At 43.3% G+C, this 24,822-nt stretch carries 15 protein-coding genes and 1 riboswitch; of the genes, 13 read left to right on the plus strand and 2 right to left on the minus strand.

The window, feature by feature from the left end; genetic code table 11:
- Positions 1 to 156 precede the first annotated feature (156 nt).
- Both DW938_RS07820 and DW938_RS07825 read left to right on the plus strand, forming a co-directional pair.
- Positions 157 to 3,252 (plus strand): helicase-related protein, encoded by a 3,096-nt coding sequence (locus DW938_RS07820; RefSeq protein WP_118124411.1) that lies wholly within the window; start codon positions 157 to 159, stop codon positions 3,250 to 3,252.
- 12 nt (positions 3,253 to 3,264) lie between these two features.
- Positions 3,265 to 6,543, plus strand: coding sequence for a type ISP restriction/modification enzyme (locus tag DW938_RS07825; protein WP_118124412.1), 3,279 nt, complete (start codon positions 3,265 to 3,267; stop codon positions 6,541 to 6,543).
- A gap of 188 nt (positions 6,544 to 6,731) precedes the next feature.
- Here the strand turns inward: DW938_RS07825 and DW938_RS07830 are convergent, their stop codons facing one another.
- Both DW938_RS07830 and recQ read right to left on the minus strand, forming a co-directional pair.
- Positions 6,732 to 7,316: an energy-coupled thiamine transporter ThiT gene (locus DW938_RS07830; RefSeq protein WP_118124426.1), complete on the minus strand. Its 585-nt coding sequence runs from the start codon at positions 7,314 to 7,316 to the stop codon at positions 6,732 to 6,734.
- Between the two features lie 58 nt (positions 7,317 to 7,374).
- A riboswitch (TPP riboswitch) is annotated at positions 7,375 to 7,484 on the minus strand.
- A gap of 111 nt (positions 7,485 to 7,595) precedes the next feature.
- Positions 7,596 to 9,881: a DNA helicase RecQ gene (gene recQ / locus DW938_RS07835; RefSeq protein ID WP_118124413.1), complete on the minus strand. Its 2,286-nt coding sequence runs from the start codon at positions 9,879 to 9,881 to the stop codon at positions 7,596 to 7,598.
- Positions 9,882 to 10,132: 251 nt separating this feature from the next.
- Here recQ and DW938_RS07840 point away from each other — a divergent pair, with 251 nt between their 5' ends.
- From DW938_RS07840 to DW938_RS07890, 11 genes are all read left to right on the plus strand, one after another.
- Complete coding sequence (locus DW938_RS07840; protein ID WP_181984392.1) at positions 10,133 to 12,727, plus strand: GGDEF domain-containing protein; 2,595 nt, start codon at positions 10,133 to 10,135, stop codon at positions 12,725 to 12,727.
- Between the two features lie 83 nt (positions 12,728 to 12,810).
- Complete coding sequence (locus DW938_RS07845) at positions 12,811 to 15,147, plus strand: GGDEF domain-containing protein (protein ID WP_118124415.1); 2,337 nt, start codon at positions 12,811 to 12,813, stop codon at positions 15,145 to 15,147.
- A gap of 294 nt (positions 15,148 to 15,441) precedes the next feature.
- Positions 15,442 to 16,695 (plus strand): GTPase HflX, encoded by a 1,254-nt coding sequence (gene hflX, locus DW938_RS07850; RefSeq protein ID WP_181984393.1) that lies wholly within the window; start codon positions 15,442 to 15,444, stop codon positions 16,693 to 16,695.
- A gap of 350 nt (positions 16,696 to 17,045) precedes the next feature.
- Positions 17,046 to 18,068, plus strand: a complete 1,023-nt coding sequence (gene aroF / locus DW938_RS07855) for a 3-deoxy-7-phosphoheptulonate synthase (RefSeq protein WP_038671269.1) — start codon at positions 17,046 to 17,048, stop codon at positions 18,066 to 18,068.
- Positions 18,069 to 18,180: 112 nt separating this feature from the next.
- A complete protein-coding gene (locus DW938_RS07860) occupies positions 18,181 to 18,651 on the plus strand; it encodes an LURP-one-related family protein (protein ID WP_118124416.1) in 471 nt (156 codons plus the stop codon).
- Between the two features lie 50 nt (positions 18,652 to 18,701).
- Positions 18,702 to 19,811 carry a 3-dehydroquinate synthase gene (gene aroB, locus DW938_RS07865; RefSeq protein WP_118124417.1) on the plus strand — a complete coding sequence of 370 codons (1,110 nt, stop codon included), beginning with the start codon at positions 18,702 to 18,704 and terminating at the stop codon, positions 19,809 to 19,811.
- 12 nt (positions 19,812 to 19,823) lie between these two features.
- Complete coding sequence (aroA, locus tag DW938_RS07870) at positions 19,824 to 21,053, plus strand: 3-phosphoshikimate 1-carboxyvinyltransferase (RefSeq protein WP_118124418.1); 1,230 nt, start codon at positions 19,824 to 19,826, stop codon at positions 21,051 to 21,053.
- An 86-nt stretch (positions 21,054 to 21,139) separates the two neighbouring features.
- Positions 21,140 to 22,231, plus strand: coding sequence for a chorismate synthase (gene aroC, locus DW938_RS07875; RefSeq protein ID WP_038671275.1), 1,092 nt, complete (start codon positions 21,140 to 21,142; stop codon positions 22,229 to 22,231).
- Between the two features lie 27 nt (positions 22,232 to 22,258).
- A complete protein-coding gene (locus tag DW938_RS07880; protein WP_242992450.1) occupies positions 22,259 to 22,858 on the plus strand; it encodes a DUF4364 family protein in 600 nt (199 codons plus the stop codon).
- Positions 22,859 to 22,963: 105 nt separating this feature from the next.
- A complete protein-coding gene (locus DW938_RS07885; RefSeq protein WP_118124419.1) occupies positions 22,964 to 23,467 on the plus strand; it encodes a sigma-70 family RNA polymerase sigma factor in 504 nt (167 codons plus the stop codon).
- A complete protein-coding gene (locus tag DW938_RS07890) occupies positions 23,460 to 24,557 on the plus strand; it encodes a hypothetical protein (RefSeq protein ID WP_118124420.1) in 1,098 nt (365 codons plus the stop codon). The genes DW938_RS07885 and DW938_RS07890 overlap by 8 nt, the downstream gene beginning before the upstream one ends.
- Positions 24,558 to 24,822 lie beyond the last annotated feature (265 nt).

Here is a 24,822-nt window from a genome sequence, read left to right on the forward strand (position 1 = left end):
TTACGCTGTTTTGTGAGCTTTCTCCTGAATGTATCTATTTTGAGAAAAAAACTATCTTCTCCCCAGATACTTTACATAGTATAACACCGCACCTATCAGGTATACAGGCAGAATGAACAGTTATCCCTGAATTATGCAATAGTCAGGGGGATTGCAATGGCACACGATACTTTATATATAGTTGACAACAGCAGCGAAAAGGCTTCTGTAAAAAATTATCTTTCCGAATGGTGTTCTATTTCCAAACAAATGGATATTGCAACAGGTTACTTTGAAATCGGTGGCCTGCTCACTTTAGGGGAAGATTGGCAGAAACTCGATAAAATACGCATTATTCTCGGCAATGAAGTTACAAAACGCACAAAAGACGTCATAGAAGAAGTAGCACAGACTATGATCGAGCGTTTCCGTAGCAGTATGGAGCGTGAGCAGGAAAAGAATGAGTTCTTGATAGGCGTTCCTGCTATCATAAAAGCTATGAAAGCAGGCAAAATTGAGTGCCGTGTATATGACAGCAATAAATTTCACGCTAAGGCATATATCACCTATTTCCGTAATGAATACAGAGAACAGTTCATTTCCGCTATGAATGTTCCATTGGGATATGCCCTGGTCGGTTCAAGCAACTTTACAAAGGCGGGACTGACGCAGAATATCGAGCTGAATGTTCAGGTCAAAGATGAAGTCGAACAGCTTCAGAAGTGGTTTGATGAGCATTGGCAGAACGGCACAGATATTACCGAGGCTGTGTTGAAAGTTATGGAGATGCACTGCCGTGAGTTCAGCCCTTATGATGTTTATCTTCGCTCCATGTATGAGTATTTCAAGAGCCATGAGGAAACAGTATCGGAATGGGAAGAAAACGAATCGGTCGTTTATAAGGGCTTGTCGCAGTATCAGAAGGACGGCTATAACAGCCTTATCCAGATAGCAGAGCGTTACTCCGGCGCTTTCCTTTGTGACGGTGTCGGTCTGGGCAAGACCTTTGTCGGCATGATGCTGATAGAGCGTTTCGTAAAAAAGGAGCGTAAAAATGTCGTACTGATCGTTCCTGCATCTGCAAGGGTATCCGTATGGGAAGTAACTATAAAACGACTTATTCCTGAGATACTGGAAGGCTTCTATCCGTTCAAGATCATCAACCATACCGATCTGCTGCTTGACAAAAATCAGAACTTGATAAATCAGATCGCACAGCAAGCAGAAATTATAATCATAGACGAAGCACATCATTTCCGAAACCGTTCCTCCAACAGATACAGAAAGCTGTTTGATATGATGCAGGCAGGCTGTAAAAAGCAGATGTTTATGCTGACAGCCACACCGATCAATAACAGTTTCCTTGATCTACAGCATCTTATCGAGCTTTTTACGCACAGGCAGGAAGATTACTTCTCTGCGGCTCCTCTCGGCATACACAGCCTTGCAGGACATTTCAAAAAGATGGAGAAACAGCTCGATCAGGTTTCAGGTACAGCTATCAGCGATTCCCTTGATATATCCGGCGATATTATCCGCGCAGACAAACTTGTGACGGAGCTTGTTGTACAGCGAAGCCGTGCTTATGTTAAGCGTAGTCTGCTGACTGAGCAAGGAAATAACGTTTTGTTCTCCGAGAGAAAACCGCCAACAGTTGCGAACTACTCCCTCGAAAAGTCATACGGCAGACTGATAAATGACTTCAAGGAGTCATTTGACCACAAGGATAAGAACGGAAAGACGATAACGATCCTGTCCCTTGCCATTTATTCGCCGTACAGCGATGATTATTTCATCGGGGACAAGTCCAAGATGGACAAGATGGTAACCGGTCGTCAACAGCAGGTAGTAAATCTTATCCGTATTCTGTTGCTGAAACGCTTTGAAAGTTCTATCGAAGCATTCAAGGAGACTTGTATCAAAATATATATCCGTCTGAACAAATTCCTCAACGACTACAAGGATACCGATGCAAGCAGTAAGCGACGTGTTGAGAGAAAACAGGCTGAACAGGAAGATATTCTACGGTACTCCGAGGAATATGCAGCTTTGAATCAGACCTCTATCGAAGATATTGAGGACAGCCTGCCCGATTATGTGTGGAATACGCAGGAAGTCTTTGATGTCAATGATTTCAATATCAATGCTCTGCTTGTTGATACGATGATGGATATGGACACGCTTTCTAAGTTCATCGAAGATATGATGGAATTCAAGCCCGAAAACGATGATAAGATACGGGAATTAAAGCATATCCTGCATGAAGATACACATATTCAGAACAAAAAGGTTATCATCTTCACGGAATACAAGGCGACAGCGCAGTATATTTATCGTGAGTTGCAAAAGTCAGGTTTTACCGATCTTTATGAGATCGACGGACAGACTTCCGGTGACCGCCATGAGATGATACAGCGTTTTGCTCCGTATTATAATGGCTGTTCATCGGCAGAGGTAACGGACGAAATAAAGATACTTATCGCAACAGATGTACTTGCAGAGGGCTTGAACTTGCAGGACGCATCGTGCCTTATAAACTATGAATTACACTGGAACCCAGTAAGGCTTATGCAGAGAATAGGTCGTATCGACCGCCGCCGTGATGCCGATACCGAAGCCCATCTGCTTGCAGATCACCCCGAACTGAAAGCAGACCGAGATTTTGCGTATTATTGGAACTTCCTGCCGCCAAAGGAATTGGAAGACCTTTTGTCACTGTATAAGACAGTATCAAAGAAAACGCTCCGTATTTCCAAGACATTCGGCATTGAGGGAGAAAAGCTCCTCACTCCTGATGACGAATACGAAGCACTGAAAGAATTCAATTCACATTATGAGGGCAGTACTTCCGCAGAGGAAGAAATTGCCCTTGCATATCAGCAGCTCTTAGCAGATAATCCCGACTATCTTGAACAGGTCAAGGAATTGCCGAGGAAAATGTACAGCGGTAAAATGGCTTCAACACGAAAGGGGTACTTCTTCTGCTATGAACTGCCTACTAAGAGAGCTGACGGCTCATGGTCGGACGGCGACGGTATTTACCGCTGGTATGTGGTTGATTCGGAAACTAATCAGGTCACGGAAGATCTGCATGAGATATGGACTGCCGTTAAGTGCGAGCGTGACGAGAGCAGAGCCTTTAACGCTAATGAGGAGCAGTTCTCCGAGGTACGCAAAGTAATTGAAAACTATATCAAGAAGAATTATCTGAAAGCAATACAAGCGCCTATGGGCAAAAAAGCCAAGTTGGTCACATGGCTTCAGATGATATAAGAGGTAACAGATATGGATATCAGAAATATAAAGAGCATAGACGATCTTATCATATACTTTACCGAGGAACTGAATTGGAACATCGACCTTGATGATTTTGATGAGATCGACGATATTACATACGATTTCGATGCATCAGACATCGGTCTGAAAGAAGAAGCATTTGCTAAGATTTCATCATTACGCCAGTTACGGCCACTCTGCGATGAGCAGAAATGGGGCATCTTCTGCGTAGAGTTCGACAGCAACAAGTTTGAAGTGTCGGCACTCCGTAAGATACTGTCGGGACTTATCCCCAAGAGAAGAAACGCCGCTGAACACGCTGTATGGTCGCAGAAAGACCTTCTGTTCCTCTGCTTTTGGGGGACGGATAATAATCGAACCATCGGTATCGCACATTTTGAGGATAAGGACGCAGGACTTCCGCAGATAAAAATGATCTCATGTGCGCCTGCTGTTGAGGATTTCACGCAGATACGAACTTTTGAAGATCACATCGGGCATTTGTCATGGGTGAAAGATGTTACTGACACACAGGCATGGTACGCTCAGTGGTCGGCGGCATTTGTAACAGCATATCATCAGGTCATAAGGGACTCTGCTTCGCTTACTGTCAAGCTGGCAGCAGAGGCTCAGGCTATACGTGACCGTATACTTGACATTTATGCTGTCGAAACGCATGACGGATATGTGCATAAGTTGTTCAAGGATTTCAAGGACAATCTTATCCACGATATGATCAAGCTGCAGTTTGCGGATATGTACGCTCAGACCGTTGTTTACGGCTTATTCTCGGCAAGATGCATGGATAAGACGCAGGATAGCTTCAATGTGAAAGAAGCGATCGCCTGCATTCCGAACACGAACCCTTTCCTGAAAAGGCTGATGGAGGAATGTCTGGGCGAAAGCTCTGAGCGTCGCCTGACCTTTGACGAGCTGGAAGTTGCGAATGTTGTGGAGATACTCACGCACACGAACACAGACCTGATTTTGCAGGATTTCAACCGTCAGACAGGTGGTGGGCGTGAAGATCCTGTTATCCATTTCTATGAGGAATTCCTAACCGCATATGACAAGGCACAGAAGGTGCAGAGGGGCGTTTACTATACACCGCAGCCTGTTGTCAATTTCATTGTCAGGGCGGTTGACAGTATTCTGAAAACGGAGTTCGGGCTTGTCGACGGTCTGGCATCGGAAGAAACAAAAGACGTTATGGTAGAGGTTGAGGGTAAGAAACGTCGTGAGCGCCGTGAAGTGCCTGCGGTTCAGATACTCGATCCCGCAACAGGTACAGGAACATTCCTGCGTCAGACCATTCTGCAAATATATGATAATTTCAGAGCCAAGCACAAGGGTGAGAGCGAGGAGCAGATCAAGAAGGCATGGAACGAGTATGTTCCAAAGCACCTGCTGCCACGTCTGAACGGTTTTGAGCTGATGATGGCTCCCTATGCCGTTGCGCACATGAAGCTCGCTATGGTGCTGAAAGATACAGGCTATGATTTCGGCGGCGACCACCGTCTGAATGTGTTCCTGACCAATTCGTTAGAAGAAGCAGGCAAGGACGATTTTCAGATGACGCTGTTTGACAATGATCCGCTTGCGTTTGAATCTATTGAGGCTAATCAGGCGAAGAAGAATAACGGAATTAATGTGATTATTGGTAATCCGCCATATTCTGGTATCTCATCAAATAACAATACTTTTATTGCTAAACTAATAGAAGATTATAAATATATTGATGGTAAACATTTCAATGAACGTAAACATTGGTTAAATGATGATTATGTCAAATTTATTAGGTATGCTCAATCACTAATCGAAAGAACAGGAAGCGGAATTCTTGCTTATATTTGTCCTCATGGATTTTTAGATAATCCAACATTCAGGGCTATGCGTTGGAATTTATTGCAAACCTTTGATAAAATATACGTATTAAATCTTCACGGCAACATCAACAGGGGAGAAAAATGCCCTGACGGTAGCAAGGATGAAAATGTATTTGATATTGAGCAAGGCGTGTCTATAAATATTTTTATTAAAAATCAAAAAAACACGTCTAACTCAAAAATAAATCATACTGATTTGTATGGTATCAGAGAGTTAAAATATAAATATTTACAATCAAAAGTCATATCTGATATTGCATGGAAAAAGGTTGATGCGAATAGTCCATACTACCTATTTGTTCCAAATTCAATCAGCGAAACCAACAATTATTGGGAATGGATAAACATTGATGAACTATTCATAAAGAATACTACGGGAATTGTCACTATGGGTGATGAATTCATTGTTGCTGATACAGCAAAGTGTATCGAAGCAAGAATCAAGGATTTTATTGAAACTGAATATACGACAACAGCGTTTAAAGAAAAATATCATCTTGGAAAGAATTATCCCGATTTCGCCTTAAGTAACAAAAAACATATTGAATATAGTAATGATAAAATAATCAAACTTTGTTATAGACCGTTTGACAACAAATATACATATTATGATAGAATGCTAATTTGGAGAGCAAGAGATGACGTATCCCCATTATTCTCAATAGGTGACAATATAGGACTAATAACTGCAAGAAGTAATAAAGCTGAAGATTGTAGCCATTTTTTTATAGCAGATTGTATGTCTGAAGCCAAATGCGGAGAACGAACCACTCAATCAGCTATTTTTCCACTTTACTCATTTACTCACGATTCTACTACGAACAGATTAACAAGGACACCAAACTTAAATTCAAAGATAGTATCCTCTGTATCTAAATCATTAGGGTTGCCATACAAACCTAACTCTGATGGAAACGAATTTGATAGTTTTGCACCGATTAACCTACTTGACTATATTTATTCTATTGTCTACTCTGACAAATATCGCGAGAAATACAAGGAGTTCCTGAAAATAGATTTTCCCCGTGTGCCGTACCCTACAGATCAGGAAACATTCTGGAAATTGGTCGAGATCGGCGGCAAGCTGAGAGAATGCCACTTGATGCAGACCGAGTTCGATACCGAACCGTACAGCTTTATCGGTGACGGCACAAACGAGGTCGTCAAGCCCGAATACAAAAACGGCAGGGTGTACATCAGCAAGACACAGTATTTCGACAATGTACCGCAGGCACAGTGGGAGCAGTACATCGGCGGCTATCAGCCATTGCATAAGTGGCTCAAAGACCGCAAGAAGACTGCACTCTCCGCTGAGGACATTGAGCATTACAAGAAGATCATCGCTGCTCTCAGGCTCACAGAGGAGCTTATGGCGGAAATTGATCAGGTTGTGGAGTTCTGATATGACGTAAAAAGGACAGATGCTTCTCTTGTGGAAGTATCTGTCCTTTTGTTGTTATAGCTCGCTGTAAAAGTCTTTACTTATAGTTGTTTTGGAAAACTTCTATATGGGCGCAATCCTTTTGTGTTCGTCCTTTTTTTTGCATGAATGAAAACAGCCGCAGACTGCCAGCCTTTTGCAATGTGTGATTATTTATCCTGTGTGGAAAGTATCTTTCTAGTCTGAGGTATCTCGAAAAGTGCAAACGCACCGATAGCTGTGAATATCATTTCAGGAAGCATATATGAGCCGTTGTAAAGCAGGCTGTAGAGTACGCTGTTGTCTGTTGAGAAGCCGTCCCACAGTGCGCCGAATGACTTCCAGATAACAACGCCGCTGATGAAGTGGCAAACAAATCTCAGGAAAACTGCTATCATCGTTCCTGCTATCCAGCCTACTGCGCCTTTCTTTCTGAACATTCCTGCCACACCGAGAACTGTGTAGGCTGCAAGATAGTCAATGAATATGCAGGCAACGAGCATTACAGGAGAAAGTCCCCAGCCGAAAAGTCCGTCTGTGATACCCTGAATGAACTGAATGAGAGAGAAAACAAATGCCGCTCCAAGACCCTTTGCTACGCCATGCTTAATGCTGAAAACGGCTATAGGAAGCATGGAGAGCAGTGTGATAGAGCCGCCCCAAGGGAGCTTGTATACTCTGATAAAGCTAAGCACTGTTGCCAGTGCCACCATTACTGCACCCTCGACCAATGTGAGTGTTTTTGAATTTTTCATATTATACCATTCCTTTCTGCGTACAAAAAATGCGTATGCCTGATAAAAGGGCATACGCATAGATATACACACTATTTTCCTACGCTGGCATTACCCATATCAGGTGCGGTCAGAACATCAATTTGCTCTTTCTCAGCCGAAAAACATTCAGCTCCCGTGTCGTTTTATGTACTATTGTTATTATACTGCTTTTTTCGTGGGTTTTCAATAGCTTTTCTGATTTTCCCCACCTAAATTGTATGAAAACATAAATATTTGTCACAAAACCGCATTTTATTATTAGTTTTGTACATCTTTGCTGAGTATCTCCTCTATGTTCTCAAAAATAAATTCCTGCGCCTGCTTTGGAAAAAGTATCGTCTTGTAGCTGTTTCCAAGCTGTGATATTTTTTCACGCTCTATTATTCCTGCTTCAGGGGAAAGTATTGTAGTTTCAAGAAAGCCCCTGCCGTTTGCACCGTCTTTTGCAAGATAATTTTCACCTATGAGCCATTCTTTTATGGCAAGTTTTATGCTTCTTATATCGCCGTCTGTGCCGAGCTGATAGAAAATGCTGTCGCATACCTCTGAAAGGGTCATATCCTGTTCTTTGCCTGAAAGCTCACCTGCGTGGGCAATTATATATTCCTTTGTGCTTTGACCGTCTTCCGCCATCTGTTTTTGCAGATAGCCCTCAGGGATATATTTATAGCCCGAAGCGGCGTCAGGATTTTCCTTGAGATATTTCTGTATCTCAGCTACAAAGTATCTTCCATAACGTTCCTGCTTTGACTTTCCCACTCCTGAGATATTCAAAAGCTCCGTCTGCGTCTTAGGAAGCTTTATACACATATCACGCAGTGAAGCGTCTGTAAGAATGATATATGCAGGCAGACTTGCCTGTGTCGCAAGCTTGCTCCGCACTGCTCTGAGCCGTCCGAAAAGCTCCTTGTCAAATGTCGTAACTTCGTCCCTGCCGATCTTTGTGACCGTTTCGCTCTTTGGCTTTTTCTTTGGAAGGCGTATTGTAATAGTCTTTTTGTCCATTAATATCTCTGCAGACCTTCTTGTAAGGGTAAGCACATAAAAATCCCCGTGTGAAGTCTGTGTGATGTAATCATCAGCTTCAAGAAAAGCTATGAGCCTGCGGATATAGACCTGCGTGGAGTCTTTCATTATGCCGTATGTCGAAAGAGTGGAAAGGTCAAAACGCTTTACCTTTTCGGAGTCTGAGCCTTTAAGTATCTGTGCTATGACACCTGCTCCAAAAGAAAGGTTTCGCTGGTGAAGTCTATAAATGCAGGAAAGAACTTTTTGGCAATCTACAGACACGTCAACTTCTTCTGTTTCTCCGAAATCACCCAAACAGCCTGAGCAGTTCTGACAAGGCTTGTCCTGCTTCTCACCGAAATATCCAAGGATAAACTCTCTCAGACAGCCGTTTGTATTGCAGTAATCGGTCATCTTTTTCAGACGCATAAGATCACGTTTGCGTATCATTTCAAGAGTGTCATCGTCAAGGTCGGGATTGTCATGAGAATTGTTTATAAGAAACTTGTTGGTCGCAACGTCCTGACCGCTGTAGAGCAAAATGCACTTTGCTTCGTTGCCGTCACGTCCCGCTCTGCCTGCCTCCTGATAATAGCTTTCAATATTCTTAGGCATATTATAATGTATGACATAGCTCACGTTTGATTTGTCTATTCCCATGCCGAAAGCATTGGTCGCCACCATGACCTGGACACGGTCAAAGATAAAATCGTCTTGATTTTTACGCCTTTCCTCATCAGAAAGTCCTGCATGATAGCGTGAAGCGTTGTAGCCGTCGGCACAGAGCTTTTCACACACGCTCTCAACATTTTTCCTTGTAGAGCAGTAGATTATTCCGCAGTTGTCCTTGTATTTCTCAACTATCCTCACTGTTTCACTGTATTTGTCATGAGGGTGAGAAACGCCAAAGTAGAGATTTTTTCTGTCAAAGCCTGTGGTTATGGTGAAAGGGTCACGGAGTTCAAGCATTTTGATAATGTCCGCTTTTACTTCTGCGGTGGCAGTGGCGGTGAATGCGCTGACTATGGGACGGTAGGGAAGTTTGCCAAGAAACTCGGGTATCTTCATATAGGAAGGTCTGAAATCCTGTCCCCACTGAGAAACGCAGTGGGCTTCGTCCACCGCAAGCATGGATATCTTCACCGACGAAGCCAGTGACAGAAACGATCCTGTCATCAGCCTTTCAGGTGCAACATATATTATCTTGTACATACCACGTGCGGCGTTTGATATAGCCATTTCATACTGTGCCGCCGTCAGTGACGAGTTCAGATACGCTGCCCTCACTCCCGATTGTATCAGCGAGTTCACCTGATCTTTCATAAGGGATATGAGAGGCGAAACAACTATAGTTATCCCGTCAAACATAAGAGCAGGTATTTGATAGCACATAGATTTGCCTGCGCCTGTTGGCATAACTCCAAGGCAGTCACGCCCTGCAAGTATGCTGTCTATTATCTGCTCCTGACCGTTTCTGAACTGAGAGTGTCCGAAAAAGTCCTGAAGCACTGAATACTTATTGCGAAAATCTGTCATTTTATCCTAGCTTTCCATTGTGTGTATGCTTATATTATACTACCAAAAACCAGCTAAGTCAAACAGATATACAAAATTCCATGCACGATTTTGTAACATCTTTTTCTTAGTCGCTATTGTAATTTTATCGGGATTATGTTATAATAGGCTTGATAAATAATTAGTTATAAAAATATAAAAAATTAACAAATCTCCAAAGGAAGGATTGTCTGAACACAGTCGTATATTCAGGCATGGTGAAGATCATGGATATGGAAAATAAATTGTGGCAAAGCTATTTTGGTGCTGTCTGGGGAAAGGTTTGTTCAATATGGCACAATATCGGCGGGTTTGTTATGGACGAGAAAAGCGGAGAGTTTTATGCCGATGAAAACTGTCGTGCTCTTATGGGACTTAGAGAGAACACAGATTATGACAAGTTCAGAGATATAGTTGCATTGAACGGCGGAGGACGAGATCTTGGCCTGCCGTTGTGTATAGAACTTCTTGACACTCCAAGTGGCATTACCGCCGGAATAGTGTATCTGTCGAAAGAATATATGTCAAAAAGTGTTTTTGAAGGGATCGACATTATACCACAATCAGAGCTTGTAAGACTTCTTGATGGAATGACACGCTCATCATTGCTTGCTCTTGTAAGATTTGATGGAGCAGGGAAGCTTTTGGATTCAGACTACTGCATAGGGGAGGCACTTAAGGCGGCTGTTGCGGTTTTGCCTGAAAATACTGTAACGGCATTCAATTCAGACGGTCAGTTTTGGATATATGTTCCACGCTTTGGAGGTAAGCCTGAGGAATTTGCTGACAATATACGTAAAGCGGTGAAGGAGTGTTGCCTGCCAGATGAATTTGGAGTGAGATCGTCTTCAAATCAGTCGCTGTCTGTGACGGCAGGCATAAGCAGCGGCTTTGAAGTGCCAGCAAGACTCATGCACGCAGCAGGCTTTGCACTCTATGAAGCTAAGGCAAAGGGCGCAGGCAGTATTTGTTGCTTTGATCCTGAAAAATATGCAAAGCAAAAGAGTGATATCGAGAATATCAGGGCTTTTTCAGAGCTTCTTGATAAAAATCTGTTTACATATCATTTTCAGCCTATCGTTAGTTCTTCAACAGGCGAGATAGTCGCTTATGAAGCGCTTATGAGAACAAAGGGAAATATAGCACTCAATCCGCTTCAGATACTCAACTGTGCTAAAAATTTCGGCAGACTTTACGATATTGAGAAAGCAACACTGAAAAATACTCTTAAATATCTCAGCAAGCATCAGCTCGATTTTGAAAACCGCAGGCTGTATATAAATTCAATATCATCTCATGCTCTTGACGATAAGGATTTTTATGCGATCGTCAATGACTATGGCGAACTTCTTGAAAAGGTCGTTATCGAAATGACAGAGCAGACAGAGATCAGTGAGGACGACCTCGATAGAATAAGGGTGCGTCTTGAAAAGAACAATATGAGCCTTGCTATTGACGATTACGGCACAGGCTATTCAAATACATCGAATCTTCTGCGATATGATCCTGAGGTGGTAAAGATAGACCGTTCTCTCATTTCCGGCATTGACCAAAATCCTAAGGCTCAGAAGATAGTTTCAAAAATGGTGGAATATTTCCATTCAAGCGGATATACCGCACTTGCAGAGGGCGTTGAAACAAGCGAAGAACTTAAAACCATGATATATTTCGGCGTCGATCTTATTCAGGGTTATTATGTTTCTAAGCCGAAGCCTGTGCTTATCCACGATATCTCGGAAAATATCCGTGAGGAGATAGTGGCTTACAGTATCGAGGCTGGAGATAATGATAAAAAGGTCTATCACGCTGAGGATAATGACGTTATCGACCTTGCTGAGATGTATAAAAAAAGATATTCTGACATTTTTCTCGGCACAGGTACATTTACTCTTTCGGGAAAGGCTGAGGACGATCGTGCAGTGCCTTTGTCCGTGACAATTGGTAATGGTGTTGATTGCGTCATTCATTTGAAAAACGCATGGCTCACTATATATGAGGATCTGCCGATCATAAAGCTAGGCACCGGTTCGAGAGTCAGGATAGTGTGCAGCGGTGAAGATCGTATAGACGGCAGAGGTATTTATGTTCCTGAGGGATCGTCGTTAGAGCTTGTAGGCTCAGGTGAGCTTTATATCAGATCAGAATCACAGGATTGCTATGCAATAGGTACTGACAGCAAGCAGCCTTGTGGAAGGATAACTGTCGCAATGACAGGTGTTCTTGATATAACTGCAAATGGCGACAAGTGCGTCGGCATAGGCGGAGGAGGCTGCAAAGACGGTATTGTCATTGCAGGCGGTGATATAGCTGTAAATTGCAGTGGCGATAGGTGCGTTGGCATTGGAAGTATTGATGGCGACGCAGATGTGACTATATCAAACTGTGGCTGTAGACTAAAGCTTGCGGCAGGAGTATCGGTCGGTATAGGTACTATGAGCGGCAGTGCTGATATAAGCATTTCAGACTATAACATGAGCTGTGTGCTTTCGGGAAATAATCTGACTGCAGTGGGAGTTACGAGTAACGGTACCGGAAGGATATGTATTCTTGATGGCAGGCTCAACATTTCCATGAAGGGAAGAACTCTCAACTGTGTGGGAACAAGGGACGGCGAGCTGGATTGTGAGCTTAAAAATACTGTCTTTACGCTTTATTGCGAGGGCGGTTCTGTTTCAGGTGTTGGAGATAAAACTGGTAAAGGTGACGTGACAGCACAAACCTGTCAGTTCGACGTAATGTTCCTTACAGGCGATGGCTGGTGGCTTGGAAGTCCGAATGGTACGCTTTCAGTAGTCGATTGTAAGAAAGATATCAAGATAAACGAATAAGGCAAAGCCCATAGGCGTGCCTTGTGTGACGCTGCTTTAGATCGTCTGAAGCAGCATGGCTGATTTGTACGGAGGATCATGAGATGATGAATGATACTGCTAAACGCAGACGTATAAAAATAGGACTTTTGGTGAGCCACCTTGAAGATGATTTTGACGATGCGGTTGCAGAGGGCGCAATGATAGGTGCAGAGCAGTGCGACGCCGACCTCGTTATTTTTCCAGGCAGATATATAGATGGGATCTATGCCGACAAGCTGAGAACGGTGTATGAGTATCAGTATAATACTTTGTTCGATATGGCAGCGGCAAATAAGTTCGACGTTCTGCTTGTGCTTATCGGCACACTTGGAACATATCTTGACAACGAGCATAAGGCTCAGTTTCTGAAAAAATTTGCCGGAACGCCTGTTATAACTATAACGGCACATATTGATGGTTATCCTTGTATCATGCTCGACAACAGAACGGGAATGAAGGAGGCTATAGAACATCTTATAAAGGTGCATGGCTGTAAAAAGATAGGTATGGTAAGCGGACCTAAGACAAGTGATGATGCCCTTGAAAGACTTGACGTTTACAAGGAGACTCTTGAGGAAAATGGTATCATCTATGACGAAAAGCGTGTTGCATATGGTAATTTTTCGAAATTCTGTGTTGACGAAGTCGGAAAGCTAATTGACGATAATCTGGAACTTGAAGCTATCGTTTTTGCAAACGACCAGATGGCAATTGCAGGCTATAAGGCTATGGAAGAGCGTGGGATACGTCCCGGTAAGGATATCCTTGTGACAGGCTTTGATGACGATCCAGTGGCTGAGGAGCTTAATCCGCATTTGACGACTGTCAAGGCTGACCCTTCTGAGCTTGGCTATCATGCCGTTCAGGAGGCTGTGAACTATGTTGTAAATAAGACAATAAATAACAATAAGATCTCTTCGGAAATGGTAAGAAGAAATTCCTGTGGATGTCAGGGCAACTCAAAATTAAAGACCATATCTTTTGGACGCATATCAGATGATCCGGAAGCGTTTGCAAGAAGAATGGGACAGTTTTTGTTCAATAAATACAGTGCAAGTGAAACAACTGCGAAAATGCGAGAAAATTACGTCAAGATAATATATGCTCTTGATGATTATGCCCGTGAGGAAAATCTTGATAATGAGGTCAAAAAAGACAAAGTATTAGAAATGACCTCAACTCTTGCCAGTGAAGAATTTTTTAGGTTTGTGAGCGTTGATGAGCTTTATGCTTCTGTTGAGTATATTCAGCAAAAGCTTATCTCTCGTTTTGATAACGTGGAGAAGCATTTGAAGTTAAATCAGACTTTTATTCAGATATACAAGATACTGGCAGAACGCAATGCGAATTACTGTAAGGAAAAGCTTGAGGATAATGAGTTTCTTGCATGGCAGGCAAACTCCATCACAAGGGATATGCTTGTGTTTGAAGCTTATGATGACAGAGCATATGAAACTGTTGTGGATAAGCTTACGAGGCTTCATATGGAATCAAGCTTTCTGTTCAGCTTCGAGCCTGCCCTTATTCACCTTGGCACAGATAAGTGGCAGCCGCCGGAATATATGTATCTCAAAGCCTATCACAATGGTTCTGACGCTATCCAGCTCCCACATGAAGAGCAGGCTGTAAAGTATACAGAGCTGTTGTCGAATAAGTATCTGCCAACAGACAGACGTTATACATTAGTGGTATCACCATTGTTCTCTAACGAGGAGCATTACGGAATACTGATGTGTGAGATAAAGCATGAGTATTTTAATTATTTGCAGTCGGTGACAGTTCAACTTTGTGCGGCTCTTAAAATAATAACCTTGATGAAGCAGCAGGCTGTTACCCAGAAGCAGCTTAAAAAGAGCCTTATTGAGATCAAGGAAAACAATGAGCTTCTTCGAGATCTTTCAAGGCAGGACACTTTGACGGGTTGCTACAATCGAAGGGGATTTTTTGAGGAACTTCGTAAAAGACTCAGCAATGACAAAAACGAGGGTGAAAAGGCTATCATGGTCTTTGCCGACCTTGACTGTCTGAAAACCATAAATGATAAATTTGGTCACGAGGAGGGCGACTTTGCTATACTATCTGCGGCAAAGATACTTAAACACTCTTTTGGAAACAGTGAGATAGTGGGTCGTATAGGTGGCGATGAGTTCGTTGTATGTGCTTTTCTTGATAACGCAATAGATATCCCGTCAATGAGAAACCATATAGAAACGGTCACAAGAGAATACAACATTAAATATGCTGCCGATAAGCCATATATAATCCATACGAGCGTAGGCGTTTATCCGTTCGTATGCAGTGCCACGCTTGAGATAGGCGAGCTTCTCAGCCATGCTGATATCCTGCTTTATGAGGAAAAAAAGCATAAGAGAAGTATTCTTAAAAGCGATTATGAATAACATTTGCAGGCTGTCTGAAAAAGGCAGCCTGCTTTTTGTTTTTATGCTTGACAAAATATCATGGCTGTGATATAATAAAACATATTTTACGAAAGGAGCGTCGGATGACATGAGAATTACAAGAATATGGGTGAGAAACTATTAAACCGAATATCAGGCAGGTGCATTGGCACGAGCCGCTCCGACTCTTCCGTATAACGTTTTGGTTACACGCCTGAGGGTGTGTTTTTTTATGCCTGAAAAAGCCGAAGAGCGGCTTGATAACAGACATTAGGAGTGATTAATATGGCAGAAATGTTTGACAACACAATAAAGAAAGACCGTGTGCTGCTTGCGGCAGTGGACACGGGTTCGTATGACGTGGAGCTTTCCCTTGACGAGCTTGAAGAGCTGACAGAAACAGCAGGCGGTGAGGTGATAGCGAGAGTGACGCAGAAAAGGCCGTCCTTTGACAGCGGTACCTGCATAGGCTCAGGCAGGCTTGAAGAAATGGCTGAGATATGCAGAAATGAAAATATCGACAGGATAGTTTTTGACTGCGAGCTTACAGCCACACAGATAAGAAATATCGAGGACGTGTGCGGCGTTTTCACTATTGACAGAACTATGCTCATACTGGATATCTTTGCTCAGCGTGCGACTACTCGTGAGGGCAGATTGCAGGTAGAGATAGCACAGAACAAATACAGACTTCCAAGGCTTGCAGGCATGGGAACTAATATGTCACGTCTTGGCGGTGGTATCGGCACAAGAGGTCCTGGTGAGTCGAAGCTTGAAACTGACAAGCGACACATCAGAACACGTATTGCGGCACTTTCAGACGAGCTTAAGGAGATAGAGAAGCGTCGTGGGCTTATGAGAAAACGTCGCAAGAAAGACGGTGTTCTTACAGCGGCGATAGTGGGCTATACAAACGTGGGCAAATCCACACTGCTTAATTATCTTACAGAAGCGGGCGTGCTTGCAGAGAACAAGCTTTTTGCGACTTTGGAAACAACATCAAGGGCTATAGAGCTTCCTGACGGCAGGTCGGTGACGCTTATTGACACGGTAGGACTTATCAGACGTCTGCCGCATCAGCTTGTGGAAGCCTTCAAATCCACTCTTGAAGAGGCGGCAAGTGCGGACGTTATAATCCATGTGTGCGACGCCTCGGCTGATGACTGCGAGGAGCAGGCAAAAGTTACCCTTGAACTGCTCAAAGAGCTTGGCTGTGAGGGAATACCTGTGGCGACAGTGTTCAACAAGTGCGACAAAGTGCCTTATATAAACGAGCTTGATACATCGGGTGAAGCGGTGAAGATATCCGCCAAAAACGGCACAGGCATTGACAGCCTGCTTGCGGCTATACAAAAGGCGTTACCCGAAAACAGCGTAAGATGCAGGCTTCTTTTGCCTTTTGACAAGGCGGGTCTTGTGAACACCATAAGGCAGGAGGGCAGGATATTCAGCGAGGATTATACCGCTGAGGGTATCGTTCTTGACGCTCTTGTGGATATCAAGGTCTATCATCTTGTGGAAAGCTATAAGGTGAAAAACGAAGAATAAAGTGTTTTTCAAACGTTAAAAAAATGTAAACTCTCGGCAGGACTATTGACAAGCCCTGCCTGTAAGAGTATAATAATCGTGGTTAGCAATAACAAATAAATCGAAAGGAAAAAACAGAATATGTCTACTGTTATCATGTCTGCAGTCTTTACATACTTCTTTATGAGCTTGAGCTACTTTTATGGCTTCGAGTTTTTTTGGCGTGTGAAGAAAGCGACGAGATCAGAATAGGCGTATAGAGAAGTTTCTGTTTTTATATATGCGTTTATTATAAGCCGTGGCTTTCTTGTAAAAGAATGTCACGGCTGTTTTTATTGCCTATACAAATTTGATTTTCGGAGGAAAGTAACATGATCATCGTATTGAAAAACAATTCACAGGAAAAACAGGTAGAAGAGCTTTTGAACTGGCTCGACCAGTTCCACGTATCGACGAATCTGGTAGAGGGTGTTCATTCAAATGTTATCGGTCTTATTGGCGATACAACTCAGATCGATATAGAAGCAGTTCAGGCTAAGGAATGTGTTGAAAATGTACAGCGTGTTCAGGAGCCTTACAAGAATGCTAACAGAAAGTTCCACCCTGATAATACTGTTATCGACGTTGCAGGCAGAAAGATAGGCGGCGGAAAGCTTCAGGTCATTGCAGGTCCTTGCTCTGTTGAAACTGAGGAGCAGATAATCACAACTGCTATCGCTGTAAAGGAAGCAGGTGCAACAATGCTCAGAGGTGGCGCATTCAAGCCAAGAACTTCACCATATTCATTCCAGGGTCTTGGCAAGGAGGGCATCGACCTTCTTATTCAGGCTAGAAAGATAACAGGTCTGCCTATCGTTACTGAGATCATGGATCTTTCTGATCTTGACTGCTTTGCTGACGTTGACGTTGTTCAGGTAGGAGCAAGAAATATGCAGAATTTCACACTTCTCAAGGCTCTCGGCAGAAGCGACAAGCCTGTTCTTCTCAAGAGAGGACTTTCATCAACACTTCAGGAGCTTCTTATGTCCGCTGAGTACATAATGTCTGAGGGCAATCAGAACGTTATCCTTTGCGAAAGAGGTATCCGTACATTCGAGCCTGCCACAAGAAATACTCTCGATCTTTCAGCCGTTCCTCTGCTTCAGCAGAAAACACACCTTCCTATCACTATCGACCCTAGCCACGCTACAGGTATCGCTTCACTTGTTGAGCCAATGGCACTTTGCGCTGTAACAGCAGGCTGTGACGCACTTGAGATAGAGGTACACAACGACCCTAAGAACGCATGGAGCGATGGTGCGCAGTCACTTACTCCTGCACAGTTCGCTGAAACAATGAAGAAAGTTAAGGCACTTTCCGAGTTCATGGGCAAGCCTCTTGATGTAAACGAATAAACAAGACATTGAAAAAGAGGTGTTTTCGCACCTCTTTTTCTTTACAAATATTCAGTTATGTGGTATAATATTTTAGAACTGTAAATGGATAAAGTACAAAGGAGGAAGAGCGATGAAACTTGTGCTTAAACAAAGGCTTTTTTCATGGTTTGACAGCTATGACGTGTGCGACGAATACGGTAACGCAGTTTTCAGCGTAAAAGGCAGACTCGCATGGGGTCACTTGCTGGAGATATACGACAACATGGGAAACAAGGTCGGCGTGCTGAAAGAAAAGGTGCTGAAAATTTTCCCTACCTTTGAGATATACATAGGCGGAGAGTATATGGGCTGTATAAAGAAAGAGTTCACATTTTTCAAGCCAAAGTTCCTTATTGATTTCTGCGGCTGGAGAGTGGACGGCGATATTTTCGGCTGGGACTATTCCGTTTATAGCGGTGCTGAACAGATAATGCGTGTGTCAAAGGAGCTTTTGCACCTTACCGATACCTATGTCATAGACGTTTATGATGATTGTAATGCTTTGGCGGGATTGCTCATTGCACTTGCGATAGACGCCGAGAAATGCTCAGACGGTGATTAGGCTCTTGCAATAACTGTGTAAAAAATTGTACTGAAAGGTTTTGATATTAAATGAAATTCAACTGCGAGCTTAAAAGGGTCGTGGACGATTCTTATGATATAGAAATAGGCAGAAAATTGCAGGATACGCTGGTCAGCGACCTTAAAGGCGGTCTTGTGGGAAAGATAAAGAAATTTGCCGTTGTGACGGATTCTATCGTTGTGGATCTCTATGGCAGAGATATTTATGACAGGCTCAATGCCGCAGGTCTGAAAGCCGAGCTTTTTGTGATACCTGAGGGAGAAAAGTCCAAAACCAGGCAGATGAAAGAATTTGTTGAGGACTCTATGCTTGAAAAAGGCTTTCGCCGTGATTGCTGTGTGGTAGCCGTTGGCGGCGGAGTTGTCACAGACCTGGCAGGCTTTGTTGCAGGGACATTCGGCAGAGGAGTGCCTTTTGTGAATTATGCCACAACGCTCCTTGCGGCGGCTGACGCTTCTGTGGGCGGAAAAACTGCCGTTGATACGCCCCTTGCTACAAATCTTATAGGTCTGTTCAATCAGCCTAAAAAAGTGTATCTGGATATAGACACATGGAAAACACTTCCTGAAAAACAGCTTTCAAGCGGTCTTGCGGAAACTATAAAGCACGGCTGTCTTGGTGATAAGGAGCTGTTTGAGTATCTTGAAAAGAACGTGGAAAAGGTGCTTGAATGTGACGGTGAAGCCTGCGAGTATATCGCAAAGAAAAACTGCGAAGTCAAGTACAAAGTGGTAATGAAAGACGAGAGAGAGTCGGGTCTGAGAGAGGTGCTTAATCTCGGTCACACTGTTGGCAGAGCTATCGAAACTGTGTCTGATTATAGACTATATCATGGAGAAGCTGTAGCTATCGGTATGGTGGCACAGGCAAGATTGGGCGAGAAGCTTGGTTTCATATCCCATGAAAATGAACAGCGTGTGGAAAAGCTTCTTGAAAGGGCAAAGCTTCCTACAAAAATACCTGACTATATTGACAGAAAGGCTCTTGTGAAAAAGCTTTATACAGATAAAAAGGTCCGTGACGGAAAGCTGAGATTTGTTTTCCAAAAAGAAATAGGCGAGATGATGTGCTTCGGTGAAAATCAGTACGGCAAAGAGATATCCGAGGAGCAGATAGCTGAAATAATCACAGAGATGTAACGGAGGATGGCGATGAACATAACTGTATTTCCGAAAAAACTCAGCGGACAGGTGACAGTTCCGCCCTCAAAAAGCGTTGCACACAGAATGGTGATAGCGGCGGCGCTGTCAAACGGTGTTTCTGAGATAACAAATCTTTATCCCTCGGTGGATATCCTTGCGACTATGGATTGCATGAGGGCGCTTGGGGCGAAAATAGATTTTGACGGCGATAAGGCTGTGATAGAGGGCATAAAGGATATTCCTGAGAGCGCAGTTTTGGATTGCTGTGAGAGCGGCTCAACGCTGAGATTTCTCATACCTGTTGCTTGTGCGCTTGGGGTGGATACTCAGTTCATCGGCAGGGGCAGGCTTCCGCAAAGACCTATCACACCATATCTTGATGAGTTTCCGAAACATGGCATAAGCTTTGAATACAACAACACTATGCCTTTTTCCACTAATGGAAAGCTCACAGGGGGCAAGTTCTATGTTGATGGTGGAATATCTTCTCAGTTTATCACAGGGCTTCTGTTTGCTCTGCCGCTTCTTGAGGAGGACAGCGAGATAATACTCACTTCTCATTTGGAGTCAAAGCCATATGTTGACATAACTCTAGGCACTTTGAGAGAGCATGGCTGTCAGGTTGAGGAAACAGAGAACGGATATTTTGTAAAGGGCGGTCAGCGTTATATGCCTTTCAGCGGCAGAGTTGAGGGGGATTATTCTCAGGCGGCTTTCTTCAAGGTGGCAAATTCTTTGGGCAGCAATATAGATATCGCAGGGCTCTCTGAAAAATCTTTTCAGGGAGATAAAAAAATTGTTGAAATATGCGAGAAAATAGTGTATAATAAAAATGGCGGTTTGCAGCCTTTTGACCTCGATTGCTCGGATATACCCGACCTTGTGCCTGTTCTTACAGTACTTGGAGGCTTCTGCGAAGGAAAAAGCTATATACGAAATGCCGCACGTCTTAGGATAAAGGAGTGCGACAGGCTTTCGGCTATCTCACAGTGCCTTAACGCAATTGGCGGAAAGGTAACTGAGCTTGAGGACGGATTGGAGATAGAGGGCGTTGGCTCACTGAATGGCGGAGAAGTTGACAGCTTCAACGACCACAGGATCGCAATGTCAATGGCGGTGGCTGCCACAAGATGTACTTCACCACTGAAGATAAACGGTGCGGAGTGCGTCAGCAAGTCATATCCCGATTTCTTTGAGGTATATGAGAGCATCGGAGGAGAGATAAGCCGTGAGCCTTAACGTGGGCTAGTACAAAAATTTGTACTGATCTGGCGGGTATCTGCCGTTATTTATACAGGCTTTATAAGCTGACAGGAGGAAGTAAAATGTCATCAACATGGAACAACAATATAGGCTTTACCGTTTTCGGTGAGAGCCACGGCCCTGCAATAGGCGTTGTTATGGATAATGTACCGCCGGGGGAGAGCATCGACCTTGACAAGATATATCAATTTATGGCAAGAAGAGCGCCTAAGCAGAACAAGACCTCTACACAGAGAAAAGAAAAGGATATGCCGCAGATAATGTCTGGCTATTTCAACGGCAAGACTACGGGTACTCCTCTTTGTGCGCTTATAGCCAATACAGACCAGCATTCACAGGATTATTCAAATCTTTCAAGGCTTGCAAGACCAGGTCACGCTGATTATACAGGCGCATTGAGATACAGAGGCTTCAATGATGTAAGAGGCGGCGGACATTTTTCAGGCAGACTTACTGCGCCCCTATGCTTTGCAGGAGCAGTGGCAGGTCAGATACTTGAAAAAAGAGGTATCTATGTGGGCGCTCATATCGCAGAGATCCATGGCATAAAGGATAAGGCTTTTGACCCTATCAATACCACTAAGGATATGATAAGGGAAGTTCGTGAGAAAGAGTTCCCGACTATTATCGACGTTCAGGGCAACGAAATGATAAAGGAGATAGACAAGGCAAGAAAGGATAAGGACAGTGTTGGCGGAATTATAGAATGTATCGCTATCAATGTTCCAGCCGGTATCGGCTCGCCTATCTTTGACGGACTTGAAAACTCTATAGCTCAGCTTATTTTCGGTATCCCTGCGGTAAAGGGTCTGGAGTTTGGTGCAGGCTTTAAGGTGGCGGAAATGACAGGTTCGGAGAACAATGATGAGTTCTATGTAAATGATAAGGGTCACGTTGTGACAAAGACAAACAATCACGGCGGAATACTGGGCGGAATAGCTTCTGGTATGCCTATCACACTTAGAGTTGCTTTCAAGCCTACTCCGTCAATAGCAAGACCGCAGGCAACTGTGGACTATTCAGCTATGAAAAATGAAACTCTCGAAGTAAAGGGCAGACACGACCCTTGTGTTGTTCCAAGGGCTGTGCCATGTGTTGAGGCGGCTGTTAATATAGCTTTGCTCAATCATATGCTTGAATACCCAAATTTTTAGAGAAATTTCCAAAGGAGGATTGATAGCTTGGTACAAAATCCTGAGGCTCATATATCAGAGAACATGAAGAACATTTCCGACGTGTATGAGGTTCAAATACTTCTGGCTTATTTTCTCGGTCAGATAAATCAGCTTTGTACGCCTAATCAGCTTACTGAGATAGCCACGGGCGAAGGCGTTGTGAATTATTTTGTATATACGGAAGCTGTCAGCAGAATGTTGGAAAACGGCACGCTGGAGCTTGCGGAAATAGAAGGCACGAATTACTATCGGCTCACTGAAAAGGGCATTGAGGGCGCTGAGAAATTCAAAAAACTTGTGCCGAAAAGTTTTAGAGATAAGATATATGCGGCAGGTCTAAGACTGTTCGTCAAGCTTAAAAACGATCGTGACGTAAGCTTTGATATAAAGCCTGCAAAGCGTGGTTATAACGTGCATTGCCGCTGCTGTGACGATGATATGGTGCTTATGGACATAACTCTTTACGCACCTGATCAGGAGCAGGCAAATTATATAAAATCGAAAATTCAGATGAATCCTACAGATTTCTATTGCAGAGTGGTGGACTATATAATCGAGAACGAGGAATATGTGCCGTCTGCTGCAGAGGAGCAGGGAATGTTCTAAAGAAAGTTGAGCCGTCTGGGCATATGCTCAGGCGGCTTTTGAAAAAATTCTTATTTTTGTGACATTTCGGGAGAGAATAAGTATTTATTATAAAGGGGTGATCAAATGGACGTCAGTTTGAAAAATACGCCTTCAGAGATAGACAGGCTTATAGATAAATATAAAAGTACCGTTTATGGAATCGCTATAGCACGTCTTGGCTCAAAAGCAGATGCAGACGATGTTTTTCAGGAAGTGTTTCTTGCAGCTTATCGAAAGGGGATAACAGTCAAGGACAATGATGAGGAGAAGTTCTGGCTTATCAGGACTACTCTCAATCAGTGCAAAAAGATAACATTGTCAAGCTGGCGCAGGCGTACAGTTCCCCTTGAAGAAAGAAAGGAAGAGGTAAGCTTTTTCAGAAGCCGTGAGGAAAATGATGTTTTCTGTGCTGTAACGGAACTGCCTGAAAAATACAGAATGGTGGTCTATCTTTACTATTTTGAAGAGGTGTCTACTGATGAGATAGCAAAGATAATGAAAGTACGCAGTGGAACGGTGAGAATGCAGCTTACAAGGGCAAGAGAAATGTTGAAAGAAAAGCTGAAAGGAGGATATTTCTATGAATAAGGAATTTTTCAGAGGCATGAAAGAGCAGATAGAGCCTGATGAAGAGCAGGTCGAGGAATTGAAAAATAAGCTCAACAATACTGCGGCGGTAAGCAGGAAACCTATGTGGATAGGCGGAGTATGTGCGGCGGCACTGTGCGTGGCAGTTGGAGCAGGTCTGTTTTTATCCGACAGCAAAACTGATAAAAACAGCATAAAGACAAGCGGCAGTTCATCAGTGCAGTACAATGACAGTTGGTCGCCTGACCTTATAAATAGAAATGGGAACGGCTCTGACGAAAATCAGACAGTAGCTGGTGGCGAAACAGAGGAAAGCATTGCCGACAGTACACACGATTCGAAGATCGACAACGGCAAGACGGACGATACGCCCAATACAGACAACAATATGGGTGGAAATACGCACATAACAGACAATGACCACATAAGTGACAACAATGGCGGAATTATTTCAGACAATAGTAATACAGAAAATACAGATAGTAATGCAAACGACAGCAAATCGGAGACCACATCGTCCAAAAATGAAACGGAAGACCCTATAGAGTTCGATGACAAAGACCCTGTATACCCTGAGATATATGTGCAGGACGAAAGGCTTTTTGATATGACGTTAAAGGGCAAGGCGTTTGCGTTTCCTGCAAAGTATAGTGATGTAGCGGATATGGGCCTTTGGGCGGCAGGTTTAGGTGGTTATTCTGAGAGCGTTGACCCGAAGAATTATGTGATAGCGGAAGATGATATGGAAACTTTCTTCAGCAATGGTGCAACAGGATATTCAGGAAGCATGACCATTGACAATTATACTTATGAAGAAGCTAAGGCAAGTGAATGTGATGTTATGGGATTGTTTTTGGATAATTGTCCTGAGTTCTCTATAGGCGGAATAAATACTGGATCGACTATAGAGGAAGTGAATAAGACATTCGGCGTTAATTATACTAATGAGTGCAGGACGCTTACTGTACATTCGCAGAACGGCGCTTTTACAGACAGCAAGGGTACTTTTACTCTAACAGTTGTATTTGCGTTCAATGATGGGGTAGTTTATCATGTAGGCGAGTCAAAGATATATTCGACGTTCTTCTGATCGTCAATATTGTGTAAGTTTTGTACTGTTTCTGTGCAAAATAATGAAAATATCTATAAAAAACATAGAAACGGTACAAAACGCTTGACAAAAAGGCATAAAAGTGATAAAATAAACAAGTCGCCTCGAGAGAGAGCGATAAAGAAAGAAGCGAAACGAAGGTAAAAGGTTCGGGAGAACAGGATAGACCTAAGGAGTAGCTCGAGAAGAACTTCATAAAAAGTTCACAAAGAAAAGTCTTGACAAAGCTTAGCTAATATGATAT

The sequence above is a fragment of the Ruminococcus sp. AM43-6 genome (assembly GCF_003461785.1).
Taxonomy (GTDB): domain Bacteria; phylum Bacillota; class Clostridia; order Oscillospirales; family Ruminococcaceae; genus Hominimerdicola; species Hominimerdicola aceti.